Raw genomic sequence first — 15,805 nt, 5'->3', positions numbered from 1 at the left:
GGGGAGCCCCCTCCACCACCGGCTTCGCCGGCGGTCCCCCTCCCCGTTCCGGGGAGGATTGCTAGTGCGCCATCAGAAGTTCGCCCTCAGCCCGAGGCGGAAGGCGCGGCCGACCACGTCGTACAGCGTCGGCGTGGTGATGTTGCCCGGCACCGTCTCGCCGTCGCGGTTGAAGACGTTGTCGACCTTGGCATAGGCCTGGAACGCTCGCGTGAAGCGGTACGACGCCGCGAGATCGACGTAGAGCGCGCCCGGCACGCGGTTATAGTCGTAGGTCGGGTGGTTGACCGTCGAGATCGGGCAGTTGGTCTGGCAGACGATGTTCTCGTTGGAGAACACGCCCGCGCTGAACCAGCGCTCCTGCACCGTGAAGCTGACCGTGTCGGTGCTCCAGTCCTGCGATGCCAGCACCTTCCAGTGCGGCACCGCGGTGGCCTCGATGTTGGTGCCGGCGAGCTGGCGCGGGATCGTGCCGGGCAGGCCGGTGTCCTGCACGAAGTTGATCGTGTGCGTCGCCAGCCCGCGCAGGCTGAGCCGGCCGGGCAGGCCGATGCCGTCGAGCTTGGTGGTGTAGCTCGCCTCGATGTCGAGCCCGTCGGTGAAGATCGACGCGAAGTTGAACGGCTGCACCGTGACATACGCCGAGTCGAGGTTGCTCAGGTCGAACGAGCCGCAGGTGAACTGCACGCCGCCGTAGCACAGGTTGATCTGCGTCTGCGCGTCGAGCGCGGAGATGGCGTCGTCGATCTTGATGCGGAAGTAATCGACCGACAGGCTGAAGCCCGGCAGCCAGCTGGCGCGCGACAGCACGAAGCCGACCTCGGTGTTGCGCGCGATCTCCGGGGTGAGCGCGCGGTTGCCGGTGGTGGTCTGCAGCACCGTGATCGAGCGGTTGCCGTTGAACGGGTCGATCGTGCCGGTGCGGTTGCTCGTCACCGGCGCGGCGAACAGCTCGGAGAGGTTCGGCGCGCGGATGTCGCGCGAGGTCACGCCGCGCAGGCGGAAGCCGTCGAGGGGCGTGTCCCAGGTGCCGCCGACCTTCCAGGTGTAGACCGTGCCCGAGGTGCTGTAGTTGGTCGCGCGGCCCGCGACGTTGAGGTTGGCGCGGCCGATCGACTCGCTGTCGAACAGCGGTGCGTTGAGCTCGAGGTAGGATTCGAGCACGTCATAGCCGCCGCTGCCGTTGCGGTAATTGCCCGCATACCAGTTGCCGCCCTGCGGGTTGAGCAGCGGGTCCGCCGGGTAGTCGTCGCTATAGCCGTTCCCGGTCAGCACGCCGTTGCCGTAGGGGTCGGCGGTGACGCGGTAGAATTCGTGGCGGAACTCCGCGCCGAACGCGACCGCGAGCGGCCCCGCCGGCAGCGCGACCGGCTCGCCGCTGACCGAGAAGCTGGCGACGTCTTGGGTCTGGCGGGTGTGCTGGTACGGGCCGTTCTGCGGCTCGATGTAGTAGCGCGTCGCGTCGGTCGGCGCCTGGCCGCCGAACACGTTGAGCGGCGAACAGCCGCTCGCCACCGCGACCGGGTCGGCGCAGGTGATCACGCCGTTGGCGCCGCGCACCGCCTGGATCGCGGCGCGGTAGCGCGGCATCAGCGGGATGTTGTTGACGTTGATGTCGGTGATGCCGGTGCCGTGCTCGTAATAGGCATCGTAGCGCCAGTCGGTGCCGAACGCCGCGACCTTGCCCTTGGCCCCGACCACGCCGCGATACTGGTGCCGCCGCGTGTTGACGTCGATGAAGTCGAACATCGGGTTGACCGTGCCGAAGCGGAAGCTGGTGATGCCGTTGGCCGCGCAGGCCGACTGGATCGCCGCCGGCACGAACGGATTCGCGCATTGGATCGTCAGGTTGTCCTGCGCCGAGCCCGGGTTGGGTGTGTTGCTCGTGTCGACGCGCGCGACGTTGAGCGTGGCGTAGATCTCGTTGTCGGGATCGACGTCGAAGCCGATCCGGCCGTAGGAGTTGAGGCGCGTGATCTCGGACTTGAAGCTGTTGCCGTTGGTCACGCTGCCGCTGAGATCGCCGCCGATGCACGAGCCCGGCAGACAGCCGGTGCCGTAGCGGAACGGCACCGGGTTGCCGTTGACGTCGAAGGCGGTGCCCGCGAGCGGGCCCGCGTTGATCAGGCCATAGCGCCCGAACAGCGTCGACTGGACGTGGTCGCGCACGAGATATTGCGGCAGCCCGTCGGTGGTGATCCCGCGGTTCTGGACGCCGCGCGCGACCAGCCAGGTGCGGCCGTTGGGCCCGTCGCCGTTGGGATCGTTGCCCACGCCGAAGCCGGCCGAGCGGATGCCGTCCTCGTGGCTGTACTCGCCGCTGACGATCAGGTGCAGCCGGTCGCCCGCGAGCGACTTGCCCGCGGCCGCCTGGACGGTCCAATTGGCGTCGTCGCCGTAGGTGCTGATGCCGCCCATGATGTTGGCGCGGAAGCCGGTGAAACGCGTGTTGGTGACGAAATTGACCACGCCGCCGACCGCGTCCGAGCCGTAGGAGGCCGAGGCGCCGCCGGTGACGACGTCGACCCGCTCGATCAGCAGCTGCGGGAAGAGGCTGACGTCGGCGACGCCGGTGACGTTGGCGCCGACGACGCGCTGGCCGTCGATCAGCGTCAGCGTGCGGATCGGCTGGAGCCCGCGCAGGCTGAGCGTGCTGAGCCCCTGCACGCCGGTGGAGGTGCCGTTGGCACCCACGGTTGCGCCGGTCGAGCCCTGCAGCGCGGGCAGCTGCGCCACCGTGGTGAAGACGTTGGGCTGGGCGTTCTTGGTGATCGCCTCGTAGCTCAGCACCTGCGTCGGTGTCGGCGCGGTGAAGCCGCTCGAGACGATGCGCGAGCCGGTGACGACGACGTCGCGCGCTGGCTCCTCCGCCTGGCCGTCGGCCGGCAGGTTGGCGGCGGTGGTGCTGCCGGTCGCGCCATCGGCGGGCTGGTCGGTGGTGACGCCGGGCGCCACCTGCGGCTCGCTCGCCGACACCTGCCGCGCGGTCGCCTGGGCCGGCGTGAACATCGCCGCGACGGGGCCGAGCACGACATAGGTCTGCGGCCCGCTGCGCTGCGCGCGCAGCCCGGTGCCCTCGAGCAGCCGCGTCAGCGCGGTGTCGACGCTCATCGCGCCGCGCACCGCGTTGGTGCGCTTGCCGCGGCTGAACGACCGCGCCGCGACGATCTGTACGCCCGCCTGGCGGCCGAGCGCGGTGATCGCGCTCTCGGCCGGCTGCGCGGGTATGTCGAACTGCTTGGCCTGCGCGATCGCCGGCTGCGCCGCCACCACCACCGCCGCGCCCGTCGCGAGCCACAGGTGCCGCCTCATTCCCCCCATCAATCCACTCCTCACGGTCTCGTTGCTTTCCCGTGCTGGTGGAGAGACCTCGCAGAGGAACTTCCTTCCACGTCGGACGAATTTTTCGCGTGGCCGATGCGGATCGCCGCGGCGTCGGAGGTATCGAGCGGCACCCCGAAGCTGTCGTGCAGCGCCTGGGCGAAGCCCTCCGGGTCGTCGGTGCGGAAGATGCCGTCGATCTGCTCGCCCGCCAGTCGCGGGTCGGCGAGGACGAGCTTGCGGCGGTTGTAGCGGTTGAAATCGTCGACCGCGTGCGCGACCGTCTGGCCGCTCAAATCGATCGCGCCCGAGCGCCACGCCAGCGCGCGATCGCCCGCCGAGGGCGGCCCGTCGCTGATCCGCACCGCCGCATTGTCGCCGAAGAAGGCGCTCTGGCCGGCGACCAGGCTGGTGCGATAGCCGTCCGCCTGCGCCGCCCAGACCTGCACCACGCCCTCGGTGACGATGATGTCCGCGCCGCCGTCGCGGCGCCGCACCGAGAAAGCGGTGCCGACCGCCTGCACGACCACCTGGCCCGCCTCCACCACGAACGGCCGCGCCGGATCCTTGGCGACGCGGAACCACGCCTCGCCGCTGTTGATGCGGACCTCCCGCCGGCGGCTCGCCAGCGTCACCTCGAGCTGCGTGTCGCTGTTGATCGTCGCGGTCGAGCCGTCGGCGAGCGGGACGCGGCGGATCTCGCCGATCTCGGTGCGATAGGTCGTGCCTCCCGCCAACCAGAGGAAGCCGCCCACCACCGAGGCGGCGAGCGCGCCGCCCGCCGCCATGAACAGCCCGCGCCGCCGCATCGTCGCGCGCGCGCGCGGCGCCGGCGGGTCGAGCGCGACCCAGCAGGCCTGGGCGTGGAGCAGCGCGCCGCGGCGGCGCGGGTCGGCCGCCATCCACTGCTCGAGCAGCACCTCGTCCGCGGCCGACCAGCCGTCGGCGTCGAGCCGCGCGACCCAGGCCGCCGCCTCGTCGGCGATCTCGCTCGCGCTCTGCTTCATCCCCGCACCTGTCACCGGACCCGTCATCGCCGACGCCCTCCGCGCTGCTCGTGCTCGCCCATCAGATCGTCCGCGTCCTGCTCGGCCTGGCTCCACGCCTGGCGCAGGAACCGCACGCCGAGCCAGACCTGCTTCTCGACCGCTTTCTCGGTGGTGCCGAGGTGCTCGGCGATCTGGCGCTGCGACCAGCCCTCGATCTTGCGCAGCTGGACGATGCGGCGGCAGCGCTCGGGCAGGCGCGCGATCAGGTCGAGCGCCTTGCCATAGGCTAGCCGCCCCGCCGCGAGCTGCTCGGGCGAGGGGCGATCGTCGTGATAGGCGTCGATCTCGGCGATCGTCTCCAGCGGCACGATGCGCTGGCGCTTGAGCCGCCGCACCAGCAGGTTGCGCACGATCGAGAAGAAATAGGCGTAGGGGCTGTCGATGTGATCGACCGCCTCCAGCATGGCGAGCCGGCAATAGGCCTCCTGAACCAGCTCGTCGGCGTCCTCGGGCGCGGTGCCCGCGCGCCGCAGCCAGGCGCGCACGCGATGCTCGTGCGGCAGGATCTCGCGCGCCACCCAGACGGCGGTCTGCCGCCTGCGCGCGGCGTCGATCGCGCCTCCTGCCGTCCCGCCCGCCATCTCGCCCTTTCCGGTTGCTCGCTCGTGCCGCTGACGGTTGAGAGGCTCGGCCCGGCGATTTCCTTCTCCGCCGGCGCAGGTGCCCGCGGCGATCGATGACCGCCGGCGGGTGCGACGCGATACCATCGTCGCGCGGCGGGGTCGCCAGGTTTATGCTGGGGAGCGAGACCGACGCGCTCGGTCGCCGGCACGGCACTAGCGGTTCGCGCCGACGCAGCTGGAGAAAGCCGCGCAACACATTGGTGAGTTGGATCAAGATTCTCGCCTTTGTGCGCAACACCAGCGCCCATCACTCCCGTCTATGGAACGCGGGCATCATCAACCAGCCGCTGGTGCCGAAGCCCTATGAGGCAGGGCCGCTCGTCCATCTCGGCAGCGCTCGAGAGCGCCGCACCCGTGTTTACGGTGCCGCAACCGTGGCCAATTACTTCGTCCGCCGAATAAATCCCGGCTCCTCTTGGCCGGGTCGCATGAAAGCGCATTGGTACGCATTTCCCGCCATGCCGTTCGCCGGCCCCGCCCAAGGAGGATTTCTACCCGGGTGGGACGCCGAAGCTATCTGGAACTGATCTCGAGAAGAAGCGGGCGTGACCCTTGCGGCAGCGACGATCGCGTAGACGTCGGCGACGAAGGTGCCGTGGGTGGCGATCCGGACACCGACATAGCGCTGGACGTAGCCGCCGGTATAGCTTCGAACCGAGGGCCGCAGATAGCCGGCCGGATCGTTGCCCGAGAAGGTAAACAGGAGGTGCTGCACCGAGGGCGGGGCGATCCCATGCTTTAGGAGCGCATCGTCGATCGCATCCGCCAAATCCTCCTGACCGCCGTCCATCAGACGGGAGGAGATGAACTCCAGCGCGTGAGCCGAGGGCAGCCCGCCATCCTTATCGAGCCCGGTCCGCGCTTCCGCGACGACGCCGGCGGCGAGCGACACGCGGCTCTTCGACTCGCCCTTGAGAAAGGCGAGGCGCCCGGTCGCGGGGTCCTGCCGCAAGCCGATCACGTCGTCGCCGCGCATTGCCATGTTGCGATGATCTTTCCAGCGCAGCCGCTTCACTGGGACAATGTAGGGCGTTTGGCTGGCGACATACTCGGTTGCTAAGATCTCGCCCAGGTCGCCCGAGCGGATCGACTTGGTGGTCGGGAGCTTCCCTTCGATGAATGTAGCCGACTTGGGTCGTCCAAGGCGGCGGAGGATGCGGGCCACCTGCTCTTCGGCGGCATAGTGGCCGGGGACGAGCGCGGCTACCGCGTCGCGTCCGAAGTCAGTGTCAGCCGCGCGAGCCGTTACGACCTGTAGGGCATGAACACCGTGCGCCTCGTCAGTGCGATCGCACCAAGTTGGAAAGTCCACCATGATTCCCTCGCTGTAACACAATCGGCGAGGCCCGTTTGCGCGAAAAGGTGCCGGCGGCTTTGATTTAGTGCGTCTGGATCACTCGCCGATCGATAACAGTTAAGGCAGCGGGATTGCCAAGTGGGCCAACAACGGCGCGTGTGCGAGCCAGCGCATTGCCAGAGGGTGTGGAGCCGATCCACCAATCTGCGCCGATCCGATCGCTGAAAACGGCAGGCGCGTTGAGTTAAGCGGGCATGGTAGTCATGTGAGGGTGTCTAAATACCAGGCCATCAGTTTGCTGTTCCCGATATGCGATCCCAATCAGGGATGCCTCTGCCGTCCCGCCGTCCCGCTCGCCCTTCCTAATGGAGAAGCCTTGGCATGAAGGCGCGCTTCGCGTTGTCTCATGGATCAGCCCGTCGCTCATCATTAGCACCCGACTCGCGGCGTCGATCGTCTCGCGGCGATGAGCGATGACAATCCGCGTGATGTTCATGGCGGCGATCGCCGCGTTGACCTGCCGCTCGTGCTCGGCGTCGAGGTGCGCGGTGCCCTCGTCCATCACCAGGATGCGGGGCTGGCGGTAGAGCGCGCGCGCCAGGAACACGCGCTGCTTCTGCCCGCCGGACAGCGTCGAGCCCATGTCGCCGACGAGCGTCTCGTATCGCATCGGCATCGCCATGATGTCGGCGTCGATCGCCGCGGCCGCCGCAGCGGCGCGCACCCGGTCCATGTCCGAGCGATCGTCGAAGAGCGCGATATTGTCGGCCAGCGTCCCGGCGAAGAGCGTGTCGTCCTGCAGCACCGCGGCGATCTGTGCCTGATAGCTGCGCAGGCCGAAGCGCGCGATCGGCATGCCGTCGATGAGGATGGTGCCGTCCTGCGGCTCGACCAGCCCGAGCAGCAGCTTGACCAGCGTGGACTTGCCCCCGCCCGACGGCCCCGTGATCGCGACGTGCTCGCCCGCCGCGATCGAGAAGGTCACGCCAGTCAGGACGAGCGGCTCGCTCAGCGCGTACCGGTAGAAAACGTCCTTGAACGCGATGCCGCCGACCAGCGGCGTCTCGATCTCAGCCCCCGCGGCAAAGCAGCGGTCTTCCGGAGAGAGCGCGATGTCCGAGAGGCGCTCGAGGTGAAGGTCGAGCAGGCGAAACGCAACGCCCTGGTCGATCAGCGACGCCGCGCGGCCGAGGAACTGTCCCTTGTAGGCGAGATAGGCGAGCATCATCCCGACGCTGAAGCCGGCGCCTGTCAGCACCATGCGCATCCCCAGCCACAGCGTGAGAATGCCTTCGAGGCCGAAGATCAGCCCATTGGCGCTTCCCTGCCAGATACCGACGCGCGAGATGCGGAGATCGGCGTTGACGGCGTCGGTCAGCCGGCTTTGCCACAGCGCATGCCTGAAGACCTCGCGGCCGAAAAGCCGCAACGTCGTGATCCCGCGCAACGACTCGATCAGCGTCGTCTGCTCCTTCCCGTGCAGCACGATGGCGCTCGCGCGCGCCTCTCGCTCGAGCGCGAAGGAAATCAGCCTTACCAGGACATACAGGACAAGCGCCGCGACCGCGATCGCGGTTAGGGCCGGGCTGTAGAACAGCATCAGCGACACGGTGAGCAGCGCCATCAGCCCGTCGACGACGCTGGAGATCGCGCCCTGGATCAGCATCGACTGGATCGGCGCGATCGACTGGAAGCGGGAGAGGATGTCGCCGGTGTGGCGCTTCTCGAACCAGTCGATCGGCAGGCGGAACAGGCGGCGCACGACGTTTGAGGCCAGGCTCGTTCCGAGCGTCGCGCCCGCGGCGAGCAGCACGAAGGAGCGCAGCCACCCCGCGGCGACGTTGAGGATCGTGAGAAGACCGAAGCCGAGCGCGAGCACCGCCAGCAGGTCGAGGTCCAGCGCCGGCAGCGCCTTGTCGATCGCGATCTGGAGATAATAGGGCGAGGCGAGACTGAACGCCTGCAACACCAAGCTGAGCGCCAGCACCTGTGCCAGCATGCGCCGCAGGCCGGTCATCCGGCGCCAGAGCTGGGAGAGGTGGAGGCGCTCGCGCCGGTCGCCCTTATCGAAGCTGTCGCTGACGCGCAGCTCCAGCGCCACGCCGGTTAAATGCCGCGACACCTCGCTCATCTCGAGCCAGCGCGAACGACCGTCCGGATCGTGGATCAGCGCGCGACCGCGGCGCGTCCGCTCGAGCACGACGAAGTGGTTCAGGTCCCAGTGCAGCACCGCGGGTACGTGGAGCTGGCGGAGCTCGTCTAGCGGCACTTTCACCGCACGCGGTATCAGCCCGATATGGTCCGCCAGCGACATAAGCGAACGCAGCGTGGTCCCGCGCAGCGACGGAGCGAAGCGACGGCGCAGCGTGCCGAGATCGATATCGAGGCCGTGGTAGCTCGCCACCATCGCGAGGCAGGCGAGCCCGCACTCCGCCATCTCGGTCTGGCGCGCGAGCCTGACGCGTGGCCGGCCGATCATCCCGACATCGAGCAACAGGCCGTTCACCGTCGCCTCACCGCGAGCACGGGCTCGAACAGCCAGGCGACGAGCGACTGACGCTCGGTGACGATCCGGGCGGTCAGCGCCATCCCGGCGATGAGCGGCTCGCGACGGCCGAAGGCTGCGATGCTCGGCCGATCGAGCGCGACGGTCACCGGATAGGCGAGCACGCCGGTTGCCGGCGTGGTGCTGTCCACCCGCGTGACCGCGCTGGCAGCGACCGAGTCTATCGTCCCCATGATCGCGCCGAAGCGCTGATAGGGAAAGGCGTCGACCGCGAGACTGACGCGCTGACCCTTGTGGACGAAGCCGATCGCCGCGCTGGGCACGGCGAGTTCGGCGCGCAGCGTGGAGCCCTTCGGCAGCAGCGTCATCAGCGGCGTCTGCGTGCTGGCCGGTTGCCCGATCCTCGCGGTCAGGGCAGTGACCGTGCCCGCGATCGGCGCGCGCAGGACATAGGCGCGCGTGCCCGCCATGCCGGCGGCCTGCTGGCTCACCTGCGCCCGGGCGGCAGCGAGAGCGGCGCGGCTGGCGCGCGCCTGCGCGGCGATCTGCGCGGCGCTGCGCTCGGCCTCGGCCACGGCGGAGCGCCGGGTCTCGGCGGACTGAGCGAGCTGCGCAAGCGCCTGCCGCCGGCTCAGCAGCGCTTCGCGGCGCTGGTCGAGATCGTGCCGGCTGACGAAGCCCCGTTCGGCGAGCGCGTCGGAGCGCTCCAGGTCACGTTGTGCCGATGCGACGAGTTCGCGTTGCAGCTCGAGCTGTGCCTCGATCTGCCTCAGCTCGCCGTCGGCGCCGGCTCGCTGCGCGGCGACCTGGCGCAGCTGCGCTTGCGCGGCGGCCTCGGTCGCGCGCGCCTGCGCGTCAAGCTCTGCCTCCTGCTGCGCGATGGCGCGTCCGATTCGTGCGGCCACGGGCTGGCCGCTGGCGCTATCTTCCTCGGTACGGATCTCGGCGAGCACGGCGCCGGCTCGAATCTCCTGTCCATCACGCACCGGCAGGGCGACGATGACTCCGGGCCGGAGCGGCAGGATCGGTGAAATGCCGGCCGCGGGCACGATGACGCCTGGCGCCACCTCCACTCGCGCGTAACTCGCGAGCGACAGGAACAAGGCCGCGGCGATCGTTGCTGCCACCATCAAGTAGCCAATCGCCTGCCATGACGGTGGAATTGCTACGCTGACGTCGCCGTGAAGGCGCTCGACCCTTGCGGCGCGCACCTCATGCCGAAACAGAGACGCAGCAACTTCGGCTTTCATGATTGTTTCTGCGAGGGTCGGTCAACAGCGCGTGCACCGCGTGCCAACGGTGCGACTGTCGAGATTCGAGATGGCAGGGCCGGATATGTCCGAGGAGCTAGCCGACGCCCCCAAGCGCTCGGTTTCCGGATCTGCCAGGAAGGCCGCTACAGCCCTTCTCGGTGCTGTAGCGGCGGGCAGTCCCTACTTTCCGATCGGGATCGTGACCCCGACGCCGTGCACCGGCGGGGAGTAGGGCGGGTTGGTGGTGGTGGGGCTGACCGTCACACCGCCGCCGACCGGGACGCTCGGTCCGTACGTGGTGGTCGTGGGGGGCACGCTCCCCTCCGGCCGCCAACCGGGCGTAGCCGTTCCGGTGCCCACAGGCTCAGGTGGCGGCGTCCATTCCGCAGGCGACGTGCTGGAGTCGCCCCCGGAAACCAGATCACATTCGGCAAAGCTGAGATTTCTCAAGGTGATGCCTCCAAGTTATGGCACACACAAACGCCTAAAAGGCCATTGAGAATAGTGCATTCCGCTGTGCTGAAAAATAGGATAGTTACTCAATTTTGAGATTTATAGGCTGCGAAGACATAGGTTTGACTATTGCTAGTTTGACCGCAATGCCTAGTAAAATACCTTTGATTTTATATGTACAACCCTGCCATCGCATAGGTAGAGAGTGATGTTTTGACCAGCAGGAGCACTCTGCCACCCAATGAAATTAGATCTAAAGTAATGTTTGGGTATGGCGTGGTTATTGACCTTGCATATGCGATCGCCCGGCCTAAGCCCAGCTTCTAGCGCAGGGCTATTGTTCATGACATGTAATACCTTAAGTTGCCTATCCGATGGTGTCGCGACAACTCCGGTTGTGGATCGCGGTTGAGGTGAAGCCGGAGTGGCTCTCCGGCCGAGTTGTAGAAGCCGGTTTTTGAGATCGATCGAAACATTGAAGCGGCTGAGAAGCGGGAGTCCGATCGTGCTAAGAAACGTCGATGTGGGATCCCTTTTATGGATGTATACTTCAAGATCGGCTGCGCCTTCCTTTCCTAAACCTATAGAAGGCGCTCTGATTATATTACGAACGATAAAGGTCTGGTTAGAAGACGGCATTACCGTTGTCGTAACGGGTGAAGATAAAAAGCCGGCCTCACCGATCAATCTTTCATCCATCTCCAGTTCGATCTGTGAACCGGTATCGATCTCGGCGGGATAGATGCGCCCTGACGGGGTCCGGATCTGAGTCATCATGTAGGTCGAGCCTGCGAAAGCTGTCAGCTCCAAGGTCGTGTCCGCTTGCTGCGATTGTCCGGGCGGGCGCACCCTCACCCGTTGCCGATCCGAGTCGATGTCGATCACGCAGGAGGACAGGAGATCCTGCCCGATGATGACCCCAGGACTGCCTTCCCCGGCGTCCTGGCTGGACAGGTCGGTCGCTTCGTATTGGCGCAGGTCGACCCGATGCCCGGCTACGATGATCGCGAGATTTCGGCGGCGCGTCACCCGGAACGTCCCGACGTTCCAGTGTTCCTCGATCACCGGCTCATTCGCACCGGCCGGCGGCGCGAGCCTCTGATCCACCACCGTATCGGGGGAACCGGTGTCGATCAGCATCGATGTCCGCCGGCCTCCGACCGCCCCGGGGATCACCAGGCCCTTGCTGCTTCTAAGGGCGACATGATGCCAGCCCGTGTCTAAGCGGCACCTGCCGTCGCCTTCGGCAGCGTTGGTGACGGGGGTGTCCGGTGTGGCGATGGCCGTTGCCAGCGCGATCAGCGACAAGAACATGCGGTCGGCTCCAGATGGAAGGATTCCGTCGCCCCTTATTTAGATCGATCGACTCCGCACGGCTCGGATGTGACCGGATGGCGTCCGTACCAGACGCTTATAGAAACGATGCTCGCCGGCCAGGCGCGTTCCCAATGCCTTCGCCAACACCAACGGGGGCAAGAAAGGAGAGACGAAGTCCATGATCCACAGACGGTCGCCCTCGTTCCAATCGGCCAGCGGGATGAACGGCGGATCCTCTTCGACCAGCCGCCGTTCTGCGCCTTCGGTGAGATAGGCCCATGTCGCGTAAGCGATCCATTCGCCGTCCCGAGACGTCGTGCAGACATATTGCCCTAGGCGTAACGGCGGCCATAGCCATGCATAAAAGGCGGAAACGTTGTAATGGGACCTCGCGGTGCTGACGTTGAGTTTGAGCGCGTGGCCGAATGCGGCCGCCGTCTGATTGAGACCCATAACCATTTTGTCTGACGCCGCGATGCTTCGCTCAACCGGCTAGCTGTAGACGATCGTGGAACCTGACGGTGTCTGAGGCGCCAGGAAAGACAGAAACCTCGGTCAGCTCCACGTCGGTTCTGCGTGCAGGCGGCTCGTCTCGGAAGAAAGACGACAGCCCGGCTTCAACAATCTCGCTGCGGTTCGTTTCGATCGCACCACGCAGCGTGCCCGAGCGGGCACATTCCAGAAGATACAGGTTGTCACGCTCACGATTTATGAAGCCTCTCACGATGTAACCGGCTGGTGCGGTCGGAAATACTCTCCTTGAGTGCGTCACCTCGTGACGGATGAAGGCTGATAGCCGCGCACGCGCGTGGCGTGTTGAACATTTCGAGAGCGAGGCGGCAATCCTGCGTGCTCGCCATTTCGCGATATGATAATAGCGGAGCACACGGGGCTGAAGCCAGGTGCTGGCTGCCGCGCTGATCAGGCCGACAGGCTGATCCGCCTCCCTTGCCGCACGCGCGACGATGTCCTTAACCCGCCGCCACAGCTTGTCATCACTGGCTGGGCGAGAACAGGCAGCGGGGCTAAGCGAGTAGTAGATCCAGTCCTTGTGTTGCCATGATGTATAGCGATCCGTGGTCAGATAGGAGGACCGTTGCTGTGCCTCGAAAAGACCGAGCATGAGCAATTCGAATTCCTTCGAGGCGTCGCTGTTCGAGGGCATGCCGCATTCATGCAGGCAGGCCGCACCGAAGAAGTCATCAATCATCGCCGACAAGAGCTGCTTGATCTGCCGGGTCGGGATGGCGGTGACTGGTGCATCATACCGCGCGGCCGTCTCGGCGACCGAGCGGATGATCTGCGCGATGTCACCTACCTCGTTCCCGAACCACTGCCAGTTACCATCACCTGCCCGGCGCCAATGGGGTAGCGCGCGAACACAACCATAATCGAGTGCGGCTCCCGCCCAGGTCAGATTGTCGCTCGACGCGCGTCCGATCCATAGGCGATGCGCGCGCGAAGCGCCGATCTGACAGGTCAGTCGCTCCGCCAGCCGGCGGAGGTCGATCGTACCATCGGTCGCCGCCCGAAATTCGATCGCGTCCCGCGTACGGCGGCCATCTAGTTCCTGGTCCGCTCCTCGGAACCCGGATGATCCGAACAAGATGCTGCGCTCGACGTGAGCGATCCTGAAGAAATTCGGGCGGACGATGATGGCGCAACGTTCGGCCGGTCGTCCGAGATTTGTACATGCCTCGACGCCGGTATCGATGAGGGCGATGATTGGGACGCCACCTTGCGGGAGCTCCGTGCACACGACCTCACCGGCAATCACTTCCATGATCGCATCGGTTAGTGGCAGCAAGCCATGCGCATGGGCGTAGTCGACGCTCGTCGAGGCGAGCGGGGTGGGCCCGATGCCCTTCGCGTTGAACGGGCCGTAAGCGCCGCATCGGCCGCTACCCCCGAGGAGGGTCCCCTCCGGTCCGCCGTAGCGATCAGCGCCGAGCCGGATTGCATCGCCTGGCTGCCGACCGTGCCCAGCCAACGTCGACCTCGCGAAAGTCCGAAGAAGCCAATCATCGAGCTCTTGCCGATGGTTTTGCTGCGCAAGGTCATAGCCATGGCTCATGAACCATGGCGTATTCACCCAGAGGATGGCAGCGTCGGGAAGGGGGAAGGCGTCGAAATCAGCAAGAAAGCAACTGCTTATGGAAGAGTACATGATCCGGCTCGTCGTGGTGCGGCTCTGACCTCATTGGCATGGCGCCAGGCTATAGGAGGTAACGATGGCGCGCGAAAGATCACCTGACACTCAAAGATAAAAGGTGGCCTCGCATTGCCACTGACATATCGCTTTACATATAATCCCTCGCAGGCAATGGCTTACCGCTGTTTGGCGCCAAATGGTAAATCGTGCGAATATGAAAGGCGAACGAGAAAAACAGGCCTTTCTACATTGGTGTATGAGACCTCCGAAACACGGCGACCCTCTCGCGCGTATGCTCCTTCTCGGTTTTGGCTGTGGCCTTCCTTATCCGCTTCTCGGCACGACATTGTCGCTGTGGCTCAGCGAGAAGGGCGTTTCGCTTGCGTTGATCGGAGTCGCGGCCTGGTTTGCGCTGCCATATTCTCTCAAGCCGCTATGGGCGCCATGCGTTGACCGGACGCGACCACCCATTCTGTCAAGTTTCTTCGATCAGACCCGCAGTTGGATCGTTTTGTCGCAGCTTGGCGTGGGACTTGGCCTCTTTTCGATATCACGGATCGATCCCTCCGCGCATTTCGGCATCTTCGGCCTTATCGCGCTGGGCACGGCCTTTCTGGCGGCCAACCAAGACATGTTCGTTGACGGGTGGCGAATACGGGCCTTCGATCCGGAGCACGCGTCACCCTCGCTCTCATGCTACCAATTCGGCTACCGCTTCGGTTTGTTAGCCTCGGGATCGCTCGCGCTTGTTGGTGCGCGATGGCATGGCTGGGGTTATGTCTATGCCGCCTGCGCTTCCTTGATGCTACTGCCGCTACTGGCGGCAGTCGGATGGGCAGAAGTAACCTGGCAAAGCCGAGAGGAACCAAAATATAAGTCATTCAATGAGCTTATACGGACGTGGCCGATGTCGTTTATCATAGGCATATCCTTATTTCGCTTACCCGATCTTTGTGCAGAGCCGATGAAGAACCCTCTTCTTCATGGCCTTGGCGCAACCTCCGACAGAATTGGGATGCTACAGGGATGGGTCGGATTACCGTCAGCGCTGTTGACGATTGCGATATCCGGCACGTTACTTGCCGGGCTAAGCTCAGCGTGGGCGATCGTGTTCGCGTCTGTTGTACAGCTCGTGCAGATGGCCCTATTTGCTTATCTGGCGTACGCCGGCGCCAACGGTCCGCTTCTCTCCGTTGTGATCGGGTACGACGCACTCGCTTCTACGCTCTCTGGTACAGTGCTTGTTCTCGTAATGTCGCAACGCGTAGCGAAGCAAAGCGCGGTCGTTGAGTTGGCATTCTTGACAGGTTGCTATGCGCTCCTTGCAAAGCTATTACGTGGATCCTCTGGGCTCCTGATTGAGATCATACAAAAAGCGGAGGGAGATAGTGCTGGCTTCATCCTCTTCTTCCTTTCGCTGTCGCTTATCAGCGTTTTCGGGGGCTGGGCACTCTGCCGATCTTGCCGTGTCACGGGGAAGCCTCCCCGCTTTATTGAACCGGGTGCCGAATGCCAGTGATCCGGTGTGCAATGAGCGATACCGGCGTCTGCCCGCTGCTCATTACCGGTGGGGCGGTCGAACCGGCCATATCGGGCGCTTGGCTGGCGGAGACCGAAGGCTTTGGTGCGCCCGCTGGAACTGCACGCCGACAACCCAGAAGAGGCAGCCTGCTCAGCCTGTCGCTCCCTGACCTGATATCGGCGTCCACCGGCCGCGCAAAGGATGTCCTCGGTTGGACGTCGTACCCGGCACCGGCTGCCATCGCGCCAATGCAGACGATTCGTGTCCCACCACCGACCGTCGCCCAGACGGAAGACCCTTCGCCCATGAGGT

The 15,805-nt window shown here is 65.4% G+C and carries 11 protein-coding genes and 1 pseudogene; 2 read left to right on the top strand and 10 right to left on the bottom strand.

What is annotated here, in order from left to right:
* Positions 1-72 precede the first annotated feature (72 nt).
* From FHY03_RS18210 to FHY03_RS18200, 3 genes are read right to left on the bottom strand one after another with little or no spacing between them, the layout of a single operon-like run.
* Positions 73-3,321 (bottom strand): TonB-dependent receptor, encoded by a 3,249-nt coding sequence (locus tag FHY03_RS18210; protein WP_260159400.1) that lies wholly within the window; start codon positions 3,319-3,321, stop codon positions 73-75.
* 11 nt (positions 3,322-3,332) lie between these two features.
* Positions 3,333-4,328 carry a FecR domain-containing protein gene (locus FHY03_RS18205; protein WP_183931947.1) on the bottom strand — a complete coding sequence of 332 codons (996 nt, stop codon included), beginning with the start codon at positions 4,326-4,328 and terminating at the stop codon, positions 3,333-3,335.
* 23 nt (positions 4,329-4,351) lie between these two features.
* Positions 4,352-4,951 carry an RNA polymerase sigma factor gene (locus tag FHY03_RS18200; RefSeq protein ID WP_221190332.1) on the bottom strand — a complete coding sequence of 200 codons (600 nt, stop codon included), beginning with the start codon at positions 4,949-4,951 and terminating at the stop codon, positions 4,352-4,354.
* 95 nt (positions 4,952-5,046) lie between these two features.
* On the opposite strand from FHY03_RS18200, the pseudogene FHY03_RS21445 reads away from it, so the two are divergent.
* Positions 5,047-5,250, top strand: a pseudogene (locus FHY03_RS21445) (hypothetical protein); the annotation flags it as partial.
* A gap of 125 nt (positions 5,251-5,375) precedes the next feature.
* Here the strand turns inward: FHY03_RS21445 and FHY03_RS18190 are convergent.
* The 7 genes from FHY03_RS18190 to FHY03_RS18165 all read right to left on the bottom strand — a co-directional run bounded on the left by FHY03_RS18190 (position 5,376) and on the right by FHY03_RS18165 (position 13,986).
* On the bottom strand, positions 5,376-6,308 hold the full coding sequence (locus tag FHY03_RS18190; protein ID WP_221190331.1) for a Hachiman antiphage defense system protein HamA: 933 nt from the start codon (positions 6,306-6,308) through the stop codon (positions 5,376-5,378).
* Between the two features lie 226 nt (positions 6,309-6,534).
* Positions 6,535-8,796, bottom strand: a complete 2,262-nt coding sequence (locus FHY03_RS18185; RefSeq protein ID WP_311722280.1) for a peptidase domain-containing ABC transporter — start codon at positions 8,794-8,796, stop codon at positions 6,535-6,537.
* Complete coding sequence (locus tag FHY03_RS18180) at positions 8,793-9,926, bottom strand: HlyD family secretion protein (RefSeq protein ID WP_260159408.1); 1,134 nt, start codon at positions 9,924-9,926, stop codon at positions 8,793-8,795. Before FHY03_RS18180 ends, FHY03_RS18185 begins: the two co-directional genes overlap by 4 nt.
* 303 nt (positions 9,927-10,229) lie before the next feature.
* Positions 10,230-10,364 carry a hypothetical protein gene (locus FHY03_RS21200; protein ID WP_260159399.1) on the bottom strand — a complete coding sequence of 45 codons (135 nt, stop codon included), beginning with the start codon at positions 10,362-10,364 and terminating at the stop codon, positions 10,230-10,232.
* Positions 10,365-10,652: 288 nt separating this feature from the next.
* The gene (locus FHY03_RS18175) at positions 10,653-11,816 is read right to left on the bottom strand and encodes a PDZ domain-containing protein (RefSeq protein ID WP_183931944.1); all 1,164 of its coding nucleotides are present in this window, start codon (positions 11,814-11,816) and stop codon (positions 10,653-10,655) included.
* 39 nt (positions 11,817-11,855) lie between these two features.
* The gene (locus FHY03_RS18170) at positions 11,856-12,278 is read right to left on the bottom strand and encodes a toxin-activating lysine-acyltransferase (protein ID WP_183931943.1); all 423 of its coding nucleotides are present in this window, start codon (positions 12,276-12,278) and stop codon (positions 11,856-11,858) included.
* A 25-nt stretch (positions 12,279-12,303) separates the two neighbouring features.
* The gene (locus FHY03_RS18165; RefSeq protein WP_183931942.1) at positions 12,304-13,986 is read right to left on the bottom strand and encodes a hypothetical protein; all 1,683 of its coding nucleotides are present in this window, start codon (positions 13,984-13,986) and stop codon (positions 12,304-12,306) included.
* Positions 13,987-14,185: 199 nt separating this feature from the next.
* Here FHY03_RS18165 and FHY03_RS18160 point away from each other — a divergent pair, with 199 nt between their 5' ends.
* Complete coding sequence (locus FHY03_RS18160; protein WP_183931941.1) at positions 14,186-15,490, top strand: hypothetical protein; 1,305 nt, start codon at positions 14,186-14,188, stop codon at positions 15,488-15,490.
* Positions 15,491-15,805 lie beyond the last annotated feature (315 nt).

Source organism: Sphingomonas sp. BK345 (assembly GCF_014193845.1).
Classification (GTDB): domain Bacteria; phylum Pseudomonadota; class Alphaproteobacteria; order Sphingomonadales; family Sphingomonadaceae; genus Sphingomonas.
This window is presented reverse-complemented; position numbering and strand designations above follow the sequence as displayed.